This is a genomic window from Haloterrigena salina JCM 13891 (genome assembly GCF_000337495.1).
In the GTDB taxonomy this organism is placed as follows: Archaea; Halobacteriota; Halobacteria; order Halobacteriales; family Natrialbaceae; genus Haloterrigena; species Haloterrigena salina.
Genome location: NZ_AOIS01000017.1, coordinates 18,643 through 32,541, shown reverse-complemented (window position 1 = coordinate 32,541; position 13,899 = coordinate 18,643). Strand labels below are relative to the sequence as shown.

Below are 13,899 nucleotides of genomic sequence, written 5' to 3'. Positions count from 1 at the left end.
CGACTCCGATCGATTCCGACGCCTCATCACTCCCGCTCTCGCTACCGCGTCGTAGGCGCCGTAGCGACCGGGTACCGTATCCCGTCCCCGCTCGCGGAACGAGCCCGCTGTGTCCTTCCATCGTGCGTGAATTGTCTGTCTCGGAAATAATGGTACTGGTGGTGGCCTCCCCGCTCCCCGTCGCGACGTCCCCCAATCGGGGACGCCGATTACGGTACCCTTTTCTCGTCGCTCGCGAATGCGACGCGTGTGCCACTCGAGGCGCCGGCCCGAATCGTCAGCGAACTCACCAGCCGCGGCTACAACGCCGAGCGCGAGGCCGTGACCAAACTCGCGTCGGCCGAGAACCCGCGGGCGGCCCTCCAGCGCGTCGTCGACGAACTCCCCGAAGACGCGCTGGTCGTCCGAACCGACCACGTCGACGCGGCCCTCTCGCGGGCGGACGCGACGGCCGATTCGCCGGGAGGATCGACGGGACCGGACGCCGACTCAGCCCCCGGTTCGCGGACCGACCCCTCGGTTTCGACTGGAGACGCTGTACCCGATCCCACGGCCGCGGACGGGGACACTCCAGTTGAAACGAAGGGGGGCGGAGCCGCCGACCGATCGGTCGATCCCGAGCTTCGATCGTTGGAGATCGTCGGGGATATGACCGGCCAGAGCACCGGAACCGGCGAGTACGAGGATTTCGTCGCCGTCTTCCGGGACCGACTCGAGCGACTGGGATCGAAACTCCGCGGGCGGGTCAACCACCGTCCGGCGTCGGCCATTCAGGACATGCCCGGCGGCAGCGACGTCGCGATGGTCGGGCTGGTCAACGACATCCGGTCGACGGCCAGCGGCCACTGGCTGATCGAACTCGAGGACGCGACCGGGACCTTTCCCTGGCTCGTGATGAAGGACCGGGAGTACGTAGACCTGGTCGACGAGCTGCTCTGTGACGAGGTGCTGGCGATGGAGGGGACGCTGGCGGACGACTCGGGGATCGCCTTCGTCGACTCGATGTACTTCCCCGACATCCCGCGAACCCACGAGCCGTCGACCGCGGACCGCCACGTGCAGGCGGCGCTGATCAGCGACGTTCACGTCGGCAGCGACGAGTTCATGGAAGGCGCCTGGAACCGCTTCGCCGACTGGCTGCACACCGAGCAGGCCCAACACGTCGAGTACCTCCTGTTGGCCGGCGACATGGTCGAAGGCGTCGGCGTCTATCCCGACCAGGACGAGGAACTCGAGATCGTCGACATCTACGAGCAGTACGAGTCCTTCAGCGAACATCTGAAGAAGATCCCCGGCGACATCGAGATCGTGATGATCCCGGGCAACCACGACGCGGTCCGCCTCGCGGAGCCCCAGCCCGGGTTCGACGAGGAACTGCGGGAGATCATGTCGGCTCACGATCCGCAGATCGTGAGCAATCCCTCGACGGTCACCCTCGAGGGCGTCTCCGTGCTGATGTACCACGGCGTCAGTCTGGACGAGGTCATCGCGGAACTCCCCGAGGAGAAGGCCAGTTACGACGACCCGCACAAGGCGATGTACCAGCTCCTGAAGAAACGCCACGTCGCCCCGCAGTTCGGGGGCCACACCCGACTCGCCCCCGAAGAGCAGGACTACCTCGTGATGGAGGAGGTCCCCGACATCTTCCACACCGGCCACGTTCACAAGCTCGGCTTCGGGAAGTACCACAACGTGCTCGCCATCAACTCGGGCTGCTGGCAGGCTCAGACGGACTTCCAGAAGAGCGTCAACATCGACCCCGACGCCGGCTACGCGCCCATCGTCGACCTCGATACGCTCGACGTGACCGTCCAGAAGTTCAGCTAGCCTGCTGCTCGTCGGGTATTTCCGTTTTCGGTCGGTGTCGTCGAATTGAGTCCGTGTACTGCCTATCCCAGGAACCGGCGTGCAGTGGCGCACGCTGGACCGCGGTGAGTTGTTAACGAACCGCGGTCCGAATCCGTGCGAGGGATGAGGACCGCAGCTCCTGGAAGGAGCGAGGACCGCAATCGGTTGGGGAGGGCGTGGCACTTCCCTGTTGCCACGATAGTAGAACGCTCCTTTCCGGATCCCGTTTCAATAGTTTGTCAGCCAGTTCGTCCGATCTACGTATAACCGGGATGACGAACGCCACCCGAAGCGGGCGCCAGTGATCCGCCAATAAGTCAGATTATTCCTCCTTCCAAATGAGGCCCTCGACGGTACCGGTAAGCACCGGCTCTCCGTCGTCGTTCTCACAGACCACGTCGACGCCGATCACGTACCGATCCTCGCGTTCGTCGACGCTCTCGAACGTCCACGTGCAGCTAATGCGCTGGCCGGTGTAGACCGGCCGACGGAACTCGAGGTCCATCGACCGCGCGAGCACCTCGAGGTCGCCGCCGATCTTCGTCGGCAGCGTCGCGGTCAGCAGGCCGTGGACCATCAGGCGGCCGTCGTCGTCCGGTTCGGTGTGGATCGGCTGTCTGTCGCGGGAGAGCTCCGCGAACCGCTCGACGTCGTCGGTCGTGAACGTCCGCTCGAACGTGTGGGTCTCGCCCTCGACTGGCCGGCTCATGCGGTGTTCTACCGGGTCCCTCTATGCGAGTGCCCATAATGATCTCGACCGCGGGACGGCCCGTCCGATTGCCGCCGGCAGTACGTCTATACCCGACCCCGTGATACGCGTTCGCAACACTCGACGAGGACGGATTCAGATGCCTCCGCCAGACCAATCGACGGATTCCGACGACCGCGAAACCGCCTTTCGGCCGGCGATCGACGCCCACACGCACCTGTTCCCCGACCGGCTGGCGGCCGCCATTCAGCGAGCGCTCAGCGCCGAAACCGACTGGGAGTTCTCGACGCCGACGGCTCGAGCCGACATCGAGGACGTCCTCTGCTCGGCGGGCGTCGAGGCCTACGTCGCCCTTCCGTACGCCCACGAGCCGGGGCTCGCGAGCGACCTGAACGACTGGCTGCTCGAGCAGGCCGCCGACTCCGAGTTCCTGATTCCGTTCGCGACGGTCCACCCCGACGACGAGGAGCCGGCGGCCGTCGTCCGCGAGGCGTTCGAAGCGGGCGCCCGCGGGGTGAAGATCCACTGCCCCGTCCAGGAGTGTCGGCCCGCCGATTCCAGGCTCGAGCCCGCACTCGAGGTCGCGGTCGACTACGACCGGCCGATCACCTACCACGGCGGGACGGCGCCGATGTACGAGGGAAGTCCGTACGTGGGTGCGGACGTCTTCGAGGAGTTGCTCGAGTCGTATCCGGAATTACGAGTCTGCTGTGCGCACATGGGAACCTACGAAACCGATCGGTTCCTCGCGTTCGCCCGCGAGTACGAGACCGTCTACCTCGACACGACGTTCGCGATGTCGACGTCCGCACCGGAAACGATGGGGTTCGATCCCTCGTCGATTTCGGACGCGACGCTCGTCGAGTGTTCGGGGTCGATCATGTACGGCTCCGACTTCCCGAATATTCCGTACCCCTATCGGAACGAGCGAGCCGGGTTGCTCGACCGAGAGCTACCGCAGGAGGCCGCGCGGGATATCTTCTCCCGGACGGCCGTCGAGTATCTGGGGCTGGACGACGACCCCGGCTCCTCGGGTTAGAAGCTCTTACAGTCGCGAGACAGTCGGCGTCCGCGGACCCGTTCGCAGTTGCTCGAGCCGCCGCCGCGGACCGGCCGTGCCAGAACTATTCGCTCAGCCCTTCTTCCCGCTCCCGCTCGAGTCGTTGACAGCCGATCACTAACGACTCGGGGACGTCGTCGGCCACCGTCTGTAGGGCGTCGATGACGGCGGCGACTTCGTCGAACTGCGGACCGCGGGACGCGACGAACGGCTCCCGCTCCCAGTCGACGAACTCCCGGTCGGCAAGCATCGGCAGGTGCGTGTGCAGGAGGTCGCATCGAAGCCGCTCGGGATCGGTCGGGACGTTCGGATTCGCGGCGCGCTCCGGGAGGGGGATCGACCGGTCCGGCGGCGCGTCGAGTAGTGAGACCTCGATCTGGCGTCGCGGTACCGCCGAGAGCGCGGTGAAGACGCGATCCCATTTCTCGATGACTCGCCGGCCGTTCTCGATCCGTGCGTCCAGTCCCATGTAGCGATAGTAGGCCGTCTGATCGCATAAAGTAGTAACAGCGACACGGCTGCCGCGAAATCTGGATTTAGTGCCGATATTGCTGCAATCAGCCTCTAATATTCGGTATTGATAGACGATCGCCGCTATATCGACTGAGAACGTTCACATTTCAACTTCTTCGAACGCGTCGATGCCGTCGAGACCGCGACACAACGACTGTTCGAGTCACTCCGCGACGCGGTCGCGCTTCAGCGAGAGGACGGTCCGGTCGAACTCGCAGACCAGCGGCTCGTCGTCACCGTCGGACTCGTCCGACGAGGTCCCATTCGCTTCGCTCGCGGGACCATCGTTCACCCTGAAGACCTCGACGTGCATGGTCACGATGCCGCGCTCGCCGTCGCTGGTCTCGCGCTTGTCCGTCACCGTCGACTGCACGCGGATCGTGTCGCCGTGGAAGACGGGTTCGGGGTGCTCGACGTTGTCGTAGGAGAGGTTGGCGACGATGGTTCCGTCGGTCGTCTCGGGAATCGTGATGCCGACCGCGAGGCTCATCGTGTAGAGCCCGTTGACCAGCCGCTCGCCGAAGTCGGTGTCCGCGGCGAAGTCGGCGTCCAGATGTAGCGGTTGCTGGTTCATCGTCATGTCGCAAAAGCGCTGGTTGTCGCTCTCCGTGATCGTGCGCCGTCGTTCATGTTCGATGGTTTCGCCGACCTCGAACTCCTCGTAGTAGCGTCCTGGCATGGGTGTCTGTTGGTGTTTCAGTGGAATCGTGATGAGATAGGTTCGACTCGAGCGCGCTTACAGGATCGTCCCGTGTTTCTTGTCCGGGAGGTCCTTCTCGACGGTCTCGTAGAACGCGAAGCGGGCCTCGAGTTCCTCTCGAAGCTCGCTTGGCGGCACGATCTCGTCGATGACGACCTCGCTGGCCATCCGGTGGACGTCGATGTCCTCGCGGTACTCCTCGCGGAGTTCCTGCTCCTTCTGTGCGCGCTCCTCGGGATCGTCGATCGCGGCCAGCTTGTTCGCGTAGACGGCGTTGATCGCCGCCTCGGGGCCCATGATCGCGATCTCGCCGCTGGGCAATCCGAGCACGCTCTCGGGGTCGTAGGCGGGACCGGACATCGCGTAGATCCCCGCGCCGTAGGCCTTCCGGACGACCACGGACTGCTTGGGCACCGTCGCCGAGGAGGTCGCGTAGATCATCCGCTTGCCCTGCTCGAGGATGCCCTCCTTCTCGACCCCCGAGCCGGCCATGAAGCCGGGGGTGTCACAGAGGTACAGCAGCGGCACGTCGTAGGCGTCGCAGGTCCAGATGAACTGCGCGGCCTTCTCCGCGGCGTCGGGGAAGATCGCCCCCGCGCGCTGTTTCGGCTGGTTTGCGACGATGCCGACCGGCCGGCCGTCGATGCGGGCGAAGGCGGTGATTATCTCGGAACCGTACTCGGGACGGAGCTCGAGCACCGAGTCGGCGTCGACGACGCGCTCGATGACGTCGAACATGTCGTAGCCGCGGTTCGGCGCCTGCGGCACGACGGAGTCGATCCCCGCGGGCGACCGTTCCGGCGCCCGTCCCTCGGTTCGGGGCGGTTTCTCGTCCGCGTTGTCCGGCAGGTAGCCGATCAGCTTCGCGACGAGTTCGCGGGCGTGTTCCTCGTCCTCGGCGATCAAATCGGCGCTGCCGGAGTGGCGGGCGTGGACGTCGGGCCCCCCTAACTCGTCTAAGTCGATGTCCTCGCCGGTGACCATCTCGACCATCCGCGGGGAGGCGATGGCCATTGCGGACATGTCCCGGACCATGACGGTGAAGTCCGCGAAGACGGGGGTGTAGGCGGCGCCGGCGATGCAGGGCCCGTAGAGCACGCAGATCTGGGGCACCCGGCCGGAGAGCATCGAGTGGTTGTAGTAGTACTTCCCGATGCCCTCGCGGTTGGCGAAGAAGCCCGTCTGCTGGTCGATCCGGCCACCCGAGGAGTCCATCAGGTAGAGGACGGGACGGCCGGTCTTCAGCGCGCGCTGTTGCATCCGGAGGAACTTCTCGACGCCCTTCTCGGCCATCGAGCCGGCCTTGACGGTGAAGTCGTTGGCCATGAAGTGGACGTCCCGGCCCTCGAACTCCGCGGCGCCGGTAATGAGGCCGTCCGCCGGCAGTCGGTCTCCCGAGTCCGCCTCGCCCTCTCGTCCGCTGGGATGCCACGAATCGAAGTTGGCGAACTTGCCGTCCTCGAACTTGATGCCGTCCTCGCCGTCGCCGGACTGCGTCCGGCTGCTCGACGAGGTTTCCTCGTCGTTGAACCAGAGGTCGAGTCGGTCCCGGACGAACAGCTTCCCCTGCTCGGAGAGCCGCTCGCGGTACTTCTCGGGGCCGCCCTCGAGGATGTCGTCGATCTCTTCGCGAAGCCGTTCCTCGCGGTCGGTCGGCCCGAGGCCGTCGCCGGACGACGCGGCGCTTTCGGTGCCGCCGTCGCCGGTCGCGGCCTCGAGCGCCTCCGCAGCGGCCTCGCTCGCGTCGGCGGGGATCGCGCTCTCGTCCGGCGCGGCCGTCGCGAGGAGGTCGTCGCCCCGCTTCGGGTAGAGTTCCACCTCCTCCCCGAAGTGGGACGCCAGCGCCTTCGCGATCGCCTGTGCCTCCTGATCCGTCGCGGCGGTGTTGACTCTGAGTTCCATACGGGTTCCGTTAGGTCGATCCTACGACGGGGGCGTTCTTATCGGCTGTGGCGATTGTTGCCACCTGACTCGCCGCCGGCCGGCGGCCGGATTCGATCTCGAGCATCGTCAGTACGATCTCGGGAAGCCGAGTTGCTGACCGATGTGGTTGTAGGCCATCTGCTGGGAGACGGGCGCGAGTCGGGTGAGGTTGACCTCGCGCCACCAGCGTTCGACGTCGTACTCTTTCGCGTACCCCCAGCCGCCGAAGGCCTGCATCGCGTGCTTGACGGCCTCGATTCCGGCGTCGACGGCCGTCGCCTTCGCGACGTTCGTCTCGTAGCCGCAGTCCTCGCCCTGATCGTAGAGCCACGCGGCCTTTTCCCGCATCAGCGCGGCGGTCTCCATCTTCGCGTAGGCCTCGGTGATCGGGAACGAGACGGCCTGATGGGTGCCGATCGGCGAGCCGAAGATCTCGCGATCGTTGGCGTACTCGATCGCGGCGTTCGCGGCGAGTTTGCCGATTCCGGTGCCCGCGGCCGCGAAGCCGATGCGCTCGGGGTTGAGCATGTCCACGAGCACCCACCAGCCGTCGTCCTCGTCGCCCAGCAGGTTTGCCGCGGGAACGCGGACATCCTCGAGGAAGACCTCGCAGGACTTCGAGTAGTTGATCGCGTGTTTGGGGATCGGCGAGACGTCGACGTTCGGGTCGTCCATGTCGACGACGAAGAGGCTGATGCCGTCGGTGCCGCGCTCGACGTCCTCGCGAGGGGTCGTCCGCGTTACGAGGATCATGTTGTCCGCGCGGTCGGCGAACGTGATCCAGGCCTTCTTGCCGTTCAGGACGTACTCGTCTCCATTCCGCTCCGCTCGAGTCGCGACGTTCAGCGTGTTCGTCCCCGCCTCGGGTTCGGTGATGCCGATCGAGAAGTTGCGCTCGCCCGTCGCGATATCGGTCAGGTACCGCTCCTTCTGCTCGTCGGTGCCGTACTCCCGGAGCCCGACCGCGGCCATGCCGGCGGTCAGCACCAGGTACCACGTACCGGCCATCCCGCAGCCCTCGGCACAGAGGGTCTCCATCGCCAGCCCCATCTCTTCCATGCCCATCCCGGCCCCATCGTACTCCTCGGGGACCAGCAGGCCGTGAAAGCCCGCCTCGCCGAGTTCGTCCCAGAACTCGCTCGAGAACTCGCCGGCTTCCTCCTTCTCGCGCCAGTGCTCCGGTCCGTACCGGTCGGCGATTTCCGTCGCCGTCTGTCGGATCAGCTTGCGTTCCTGTGTGTCTTCGAAATTCATGGTCTGTCTCGTCTCGACTCCGGGTCGCCGTCGTCCGGAATCACGTTCGAACCGCTCGGTCACTCCTCGCGCTCGCCTCGAGCGCGGCTTCAGGCCGCCTCGGCCTCTTCCTCGACTTCGTCCTGCAGCTCCGTCCGGCGGATCTTCCCGGTGACCGTCTTCGGCAGCTCGTCGCGGAACTCGATCTCGCGGGGGTACTCGTGGGCCGAGAGCTCCTCCTTGACGTGGTTCCGGATGTCCTCTTTCAGCTCCTCGGAGGGCGTTGCGCCCTCGCTGGGGACGATGTAGGCCTTCACGATGTTGCCCCGCTCCCGGTGGGGTTTCGGGACGACGGCGGCCTCGGCGACGGCCTCGTGTTCGCCCAGCGAGCTCTCGACCTCGAAGGGGCCGATCCGGTAGCCCGACGAGAGGATGACGTCGTCGGCTCGGCCCTCGAACCAGAAGTAGCCGTCCTCGTCCAGATGAGCCAGATCGCCCGAGAGGTACCATTCACCGTCAGACGTTCCGTCTGACGAGGATCGCATCGCTTCGCTCTGCTCACCCCCGTCGGGGCCGTCGACGAAACAGTCCGCGGTCTTGTCGGGCTTTTCCCAGTATTCCGCGAAGAAACAGGGGTAGTCCCCGCGCTGGGCGATCTCGCCGGTCTCGCCGGGCTCGAGCACCTCGCCAGTCTCCGGATCGACGACGGCGGCCTCGATTCCTGGCAACGGTTTCCCCATCGAGCCCGGTCGAACCTCCATCGTCGGGTAGTTGTTGATGATCATGTTCCCCGTTTCAGTCTGGCCGTAGGTGTCGTGGACGGTGACGCCCAGCGTCTCCTCGCCCCACTCGACGACGCCGGCCGAGAGCGGTTCGCCGATCGAGAGCGCGTGGCGCAGGTCCAGGGAAACGTTCTCGAGAACGTCCTCGTGTTCCCGGAGCATCCGGTAGGCCGTCGGCACGGAGAACAGCACGGTGATCGGATAGGTGTCGAGCAGGTCGGCCCACGCTTCGGGGTCGAACTCGCCCTCGTAGGTGAACAGCGCGGTCCCCCAGAACCACGCGCCGAGGGTGTTGATCGGGCCGGTCAGCCAGCCCAGATCGCCCGTCGACCAGTAGCAGTCGCCCTCTTGCAGGTCGACGGCGTACTTCTGGGTGGCCGCGACGCCAAGCACCCACCGGTGTTCGTGCAAGACGCCCTTCGCGAGTCCGGTCGTCCCGCTGGTGTAGTACAGCAGCGCGTCGTCTTCGGCGCCGGTGTCGGCCGGTTCGTACTCGCGGCTCGCGGTCTCCATCGCCGCGCGGTAGCTGACGTCGCCCCGCCGGATCCCCCGCCCGTCGTCGCTGACGACGATGACGTGCTCGACCGATGGGGCGTCCTCGAGCGCGTCGGCGACGGTCTCCCGATTGGCGGCGGTCGTCACAATCGCCGTCGCGTCGCAGTCCGACAACCGATACGAGATGCCGTCGGGTCCGAACCGCTCGTTGATCCCGCCGAAGACGGCCCCGCGCTTGAGCGTCCCCACGAGGGCGACGTAGTGTTCGGGGATCCGCGGCATGTACGAGAAGACGCGGTCGCCCCGCTCGATCCCGAGGTCCTCGAGGACGTTCGCGAATCGGTTCGTCGCCTCGGCGAGTTCCCAGAAGGTCGTCGTGGTCAACTCGCCGTCCTCGCTCACCTGATAGAGCGCGACTTTTTCTTTGTTCTCGGCGTGGCGGTCACAGACCTCGTGGGCGACGTTCAGTTCCTCGGGCGCGTCCCAGTCGGCCGCCTCCTCGATGTCCTCCCAGGCGAAGCCGTCTCGCAGCTGCTCGTAGTCGGGCATATTGTGTTCTGATACCATACCACGATCGCCACCGCTTTCGGCAATAATTGCTACGTATAATTACGTGGGTGTGAAATACGATGAAAATCGCCGGTGGCGCGACTGTTTCTTACGAACCGTCCTCGCCGTCGACGACCAGTCGCCGGCGGACGTACTCGGTCAGTTCGCGGCGCACGTCGTCGACCGCCGCCTCGTTGCCGGTCGTCACGTACTGGGACTGCGCGCCGTCGATCGTCGCCGAGATGAACGCGGCCGTCCGCTCCGGATCGACCTCCCGGAAGACCCCCTGCTCGATCCCGTCGCGGACGATGTCGGCGACGTGCTCGCGGAAGAACGCGTCGGTGTCCGCGAACTGCTCGCGGTAGGCCTCGTCGAACGGCGCCTGCCCGCGGAGCGCGGCCATCGCGCCGAGGAAGGCGACGTGCTCGTCGTCCGGGTCCGCCAAGGGTCGCTCGACGAGCGTCAAGAGGTGGTCACGGGCGTCCTCGAAGTCGTCGTCCGACGGCACGTCCGCCTTGAACCGCTCGAGGAGGAACTCGAGGAAGGCCACGAGCAGGTCGTCCTTGCCGTCGTAGTGCTGGTAGATGAGCGACTTGCTCTTGGGGAACTCGTCGCCGATGCGTTGGATCGTCAGGTCCGAGTAGCCGTGTTTCCGGAGCGCCTCGTAAGTCGCTCGCATCATCTCGCCGCGGGTCTCGTCGGGGGAGGACTCGAAGGGATCGGGTGCACCCATATGAATGAATATTCATTCACAAGCTATATGTCTTGTCACTTCCTTCTATCACGCGTGACCGAGACGAACGCAATCGACGCCCAGCACGTCGAACTGACGTACGCGGACGGGACGGAGGCCGTCACCGACCTCGTGCTCGAGATTCCGGAGGGCGAGTTCTTCGGCTTCCTCGGCGCGAACGGCGCCGGGAAGACGACGACGATCAAGGTCCTGACGACGCTGCTCGTGCCGACCGGCGGCACCGTCACCGTCAACGGGTACGACGTCGAGACCGAATCGCGGTCGGTCCGCGAGTCGATCGGCTACATGGCCCAGGAGACCAGCATCGACCCGGAACTCACGGCCCGCGAGAACATCCGCTTCGCCTGCGAGGCCTACGGCGTCTCGGGCGCCGACCGCGACGAGCGGATCGACGACCTGCTCGACCTCGTCGACCTGGCCGACGTCGCGGACAAGCAGGCCAAGGGGTTCTCCGGCGGGATGAAAAAGCGCCTCGACGCCGCCACGGCGCTGGTTCACGAACCGCCGATCGTCTTCTTGGACGAGCCGACCACCGGCCTCGACCCGAAGGCTCGCAACCGCCTCTGGGACTACTTCGAACGGATCAACGACCGGGGGACGACGATCTTCTTAACGACGCAGTACTTGGAGGAAGCCGACCAACTCTGCGATCGGATCGGCGTCATTCGCGACGGCGAAATCGTCGCCTCCGGCTCGCCCGCCGAACTCAAGGACCGGGTCGGCGGTGCCGTCCTCGAGGTCGAACTCGGCGACTCCGACGACGAGACCCGCGAGCGGGCCCGGGAGGTCGCCCTCGAGGCCGACGTCTTCGACGGGACGGCGATCGAGGTCACCGGCGAGGGGCTCAGCGTCCGGTCGACGGCGGCCCGGCAGCGGGGGCCGGAGCTGCTCGTCGCGCTGAAGGAGGCCGACGTTCCCGTCACGGGGTTCAACGTCCGCGATCCGACGCTCGACGACGTCTTCCTCGCGATCACCGGCGAGGGACTCGACGACGAGGTGGCTGCGTCCGAGCCGACGGGGGAGGGGGAGACGGACGACGCCTCGACGACCGCGGAGGTGGGCCGATGAGCGCCGAGACGGAGCCCGAGCCCGGGGCTGGGACCGGAACCGGGACCGCCGGCGGCCGGAAGACGAGCGGCAACGGGTTCGCCAGGGACACCTGGATCGTCCTGAAGCGGTGGCTGATCAAGACCGTCCGGAACCCGTTCGTGATGACCTCCTCGCTGTTGAACCCGATCGTCTTCCTCGTCCTGTTCACGGAGGTGTTCGGCGGCATCACGGAGGGGACCGTCAGCCAGAGCCTCGGCACGGAGGCGAGCTACGTCACCTATCTGGTGCCGGCGATCGCGATTCAGACGGCGCTGATCGCCGCGACGACCTCCGGCATCGGGCAGGTCGACGACATCGAGAACGGCATGTTCGAGAAGATGCTCGTCTCCCCGATGCACCGCGGCGCGGTGTTCCTCGGAAAGTCCCTCTCGGAGATCATCCGGATCGTTGCACAGGTCTCGATCATTCTCGCGCTCGGCTACGTGCTCCTCTACCTGGACACGGGCACGTCGCCCGGCGAGTACGTCCAGACCGGGTTCCTCGGCGCCGTCGGGATCGTCCTCGTCGCCATCCTGTTCTCGATCTGGTTCACCGCCATCTCGAACGTGGTGGCGTTGATCACCCGCGATCAGGAGTCGACGATCATCGCCGTGAACGTGTTGCAGTTCCCCCTCCTGTTCCTCTCGAGCGCGTTCGTCCCGATCGAGGCGCTCCCGGAGTGGGTCCAGACAATCGCCGCGCTCAACCCGATCACCTACGGCGTCGACGCCGCCCGCGCCCTGATGTTCGGCCAGGACGTCATGACGGTCCTCGATGTGTCGGCCTTTGGCGGCATGTGGAACACGCTCGTTCCCGCGCTGGCGGTGCTCGGCGCGCTGGACCTCGTCTTAGGGGCCGTCGCCGTCCACTTCCTGAACAGCGCCTCGAGTTCCGACGTGCAGTGAGCGTTCGATCGTCAGTCTAGTGGCCAGACGCCCGTTCTCCCTCTCTCGAGGCGGCGATTCCGGTCGCGTTATTCAGCAGTAGCCGTGCAATTCGTGCTCAGTACAGGAAAACAGTGGTCAGTTCAATAGAGATAGTGAGTAGAAGGATTCTGACTCAGAATAATCGTGGAAAGCCTAGTAGGATGAGTCCGGCACCAAGTAACCGGTAGATCTAAACACCTTTTCTAGATAGCTCAGACGAGTTTCCGCGCTGATACCGTAAATCAAAGATATGCATTTTTTGTGGGATGACGATATATGCTATCCCGAGTGCTACTGTTGCAAGCGCAGCAATTTGAATCAGAACATTCATAATACCAATCACTTTTTTCAAACAGTTAAGTATAATAGTTGTTGAATTTGAGCCGTGTGAGGTGAGGACCGCAGCGACTGGCGCGGGACCGGAGGTCCCGCGCTATTCGCCGCCGAGGTGCTTCCGTCGGTCGCACCTCGCGTCGCTCGAGCAGTCGACAGCGCGCGCCACCACGGCGTCGACCTCTCGGTTTGAGCGGTTGGAGAGTGAATCTACAGTTTCGGCGATTTCAACCGGACTCGAGCGCCCTGCACCCCGAGAGCCCGGACCGTCGACCAACGATGCAGCGTCTCTCCTCGACGCTCGAGTCGAGTTGACAGCACCGACGGCTGGGATTCGCATCGACCGTGACGGCTCGAGCGTCGAAGCCCGAGACTGCGCGCACGATACTCGACGCTGGACGCGACCGAGCAGGCGCTATGGCTCGAGTCGGAACCGGGTCGTCGGCGCGCCGTCGAACCGCGGGCCGCGCCCGCGCCGTTCGAACCCGAGTTCCTCGGCGGCGTCTTCGATGACCTCCGAGTCGGGCGAAACCAGGAGTTCGACGGCCATCGATTCGCGTTTCGCGAAGCGAACCGGTTCGCCGAGGAGTTGCTTGCACGCCTCGCTCGTGCCGTCGAGTTGGGTGACGTGAACGGTGTCCTCGCGGGCATCGAAACTGATGAAGCCCAGCAGGTCCTCCGGATCGGAGCCGTCGAACTGCGAGTCCGACACGTCGGCGTTGGGGTCGTGCGTGCCGTCCTCGGCGACGCGGACGGTTCGGTCGTGAACCAGATTCCGCATCACGTCGGTCGGCGAGTCGGCGATCGACGCCAGCGCGTCCGCGTCGGCCTCGAGTGCGTCCCGTACGTTCATCAACGTGTGGTAATGCCACCCACAAATATAAATCCCGGCTGCGACGGCGGGGCGGCGACCCGCTGCGACCGGCCGCCGTCGGGGACTCTCGTCGGCGCTGACATATGGACGTTCGATCGCCTGCGGTAAAAA

General features: G+C 65.4%; 12 protein-coding genes. 4 read left to right on the top strand and 8 right to left on the bottom strand.

Annotation, left to right across the window (positions count from 1 at the left end; translation table 11 throughout):
• Positions 1-249: 249 nt before the first annotated feature.
• Positions 250-1,827 carry a DNA-directed DNA polymerase II small subunit gene (locus tag C477_RS04495; RefSeq protein ID WP_008893259.1) on the top strand — a complete coding sequence of 526 codons (1,578 nt, stop codon included), beginning with the start codon at positions 250-252 and terminating at the stop codon, positions 1,825-1,827.
• 343 nt (positions 1,828-2,170) lie between these two features.
• On the opposite strand, the gene C477_RS04490 is transcribed toward C477_RS04495, so the two are convergent.
• Positions 2,171-2,557, bottom strand: a complete 387-nt coding sequence (locus C477_RS04490; protein ID WP_008893258.1) for a MaoC/PaaZ C-terminal domain-containing protein — start codon at positions 2,555-2,557, stop codon at positions 2,171-2,173.
• Positions 2,558-2,696: 139 nt separating this feature from the next.
• Here C477_RS04490 and C477_RS04485 point away from each other — a divergent pair, with 139 nt between their 5' ends.
• Entirely contained in the window at positions 2,697-3,596 is a 900-nt protein-coding gene (locus C477_RS04485) for an amidohydrolase family protein (protein ID WP_008893257.1), read from the top strand.
• An 85-nt stretch (positions 3,597-3,681) separates the two neighbouring features.
• On the opposite strand, the gene C477_RS04480 is transcribed toward C477_RS04485, so the two are convergent.
• The 6 genes from C477_RS04480 to C477_RS04455 all read right to left on the bottom strand — a co-directional run bounded on the left by C477_RS04480 (position 3,682) and on the right by C477_RS04455 (position 10,545).
• Positions 3,682-4,086: a hypothetical protein gene (locus C477_RS04480; protein ID WP_008893256.1), complete on the bottom strand. Its 405-nt coding sequence runs from the start codon at positions 4,084-4,086 to the stop codon at positions 3,682-3,684.
• 207 nt (positions 4,087-4,293) lie between these two features.
• A complete protein-coding gene (locus C477_RS04475) occupies positions 4,294-4,830 on the bottom strand; it encodes a MaoC family dehydratase (protein WP_338032977.1) in 537 nt (178 codons plus the stop codon).
• 36 nt (positions 4,831-4,866) lie between these two features.
• The gene (locus tag C477_RS04470; protein ID WP_008893254.1) at positions 4,867-6,732 is read right to left on the bottom strand and encodes an acyl-CoA carboxylase subunit beta; all 1,866 of its coding nucleotides are present in this window, start codon (positions 6,730-6,732) and stop codon (positions 4,867-4,869) included.
• Between the two features lie 108 nt (positions 6,733-6,840).
• A complete protein-coding gene (locus tag C477_RS04465) occupies positions 6,841-8,007 on the bottom strand; it encodes an acyl-CoA dehydrogenase family protein (RefSeq protein WP_008893253.1) in 1,167 nt (388 codons plus the stop codon).
• Positions 8,008-8,096: 89 nt separating this feature from the next.
• Positions 8,097-9,830: an acyl-CoA synthetase gene (locus C477_RS04460; RefSeq protein WP_049914267.1), complete on the bottom strand. Its 1,734-nt coding sequence runs from the start codon at positions 9,828-9,830 to the stop codon at positions 8,097-8,099.
• Between the two features lie 91 nt (positions 9,831-9,921).
• On the bottom strand, positions 9,922-10,545 hold the full coding sequence (locus C477_RS04455; RefSeq protein ID WP_008893251.1) for a TetR/AcrR family transcriptional regulator: 624 nt from the start codon (positions 10,543-10,545) through the stop codon (positions 9,922-9,924).
• Positions 10,546-10,599: 54 nt separating this feature from the next.
• Between C477_RS04455 and C477_RS04450 the strand changes: the two genes are divergently transcribed.
• Complete coding sequence (locus C477_RS04450; protein ID WP_008893250.1) at positions 10,600-11,634, top strand: daunorubicin resistance protein DrrA family ABC transporter ATP-binding protein; 1,035 nt, start codon at positions 10,600-10,602, stop codon at positions 11,632-11,634.
• A complete protein-coding gene (locus C477_RS04445; protein ID WP_008893249.1) occupies positions 11,631-12,560 on the top strand; it encodes an ABC transporter permease in 930 nt (309 codons plus the stop codon). The genes C477_RS04450 and C477_RS04445 overlap by 4 nt, the downstream gene beginning before the upstream one ends.
• Positions 12,561-13,329: 769 nt before the next feature.
• On the opposite strand, the gene C477_RS04440 is transcribed toward C477_RS04445, so the two are convergent.
• On the bottom strand, positions 13,330-13,767 hold the full coding sequence (locus C477_RS04440) for a hypothetical protein (protein WP_008893248.1): 438 nt from the start codon (positions 13,765-13,767) through the stop codon (positions 13,330-13,332).
• Between the last annotated feature and the right edge of the window lie 132 nt (positions 13,768-13,899).

What these genes read in the sequence shown, in the direction of transcription:
- C477_RS04490 (WP_008893258.1), bottom strand. Translation starts at nt 2,557, where the DNA reads ATGAGCCGGCCAGTCGAGGGCGAGACCCACACGTTCGAGCGGACGTTC.
- C477_RS04485 (WP_008893257.1), top strand. Translation starts at nt 2,697, where the DNA reads ATGCCTCCGCCAGACCAATCGACGGATTCCGACGACCGCGAAACCGCC.
- C477_RS04480 (WP_008893256.1), bottom strand. Translation starts at nt 4,086, where the DNA reads ATGGGACTGGACGCACGGATCGAGAACGGCCGGCGAGTCATCGAGAAA.
- C477_RS04470 (WP_008893254.1), bottom strand. Translation starts at nt 6,732, where the DNA reads ATGGAACTCAGAGTCAACACCGCCGCGACGGATCAGGAGGCACAGGCG.
- C477_RS04465 (WP_008893253.1), bottom strand. Translation starts at nt 8,007, where the DNA reads ATGAATTTCGAAGACACACAGGAACGCAAGCTGATCCGACAGACGGCG.
- C477_RS04460 (WP_049914267.1), bottom strand. Translation starts at nt 9,830, where the DNA reads ATGGTATCAGAACACAATATGCCCGACTACGAGCAGCTGCGAGACGGC.
- C477_RS04455 (WP_008893251.1), bottom strand. Translation starts at nt 10,545, where the DNA reads ATGGGTGCACCCGATCCCTTCGAGTCCTCCCCCGACGAGACCCGCGGC.
- C477_RS04445 (WP_008893249.1), top strand. Translation starts at nt 11,631, where the DNA reads ATGAGCGCCGAGACGGAGCCCGAGCCCGGGGCTGGGACCGGAACCGGG.
- C477_RS04440 (WP_008893248.1), bottom strand. Translation starts at nt 13,767, where the DNA reads ATGAACGTACGGGACGCACTCGAGGCCGACGCGGACGCGCTGGCGTCG.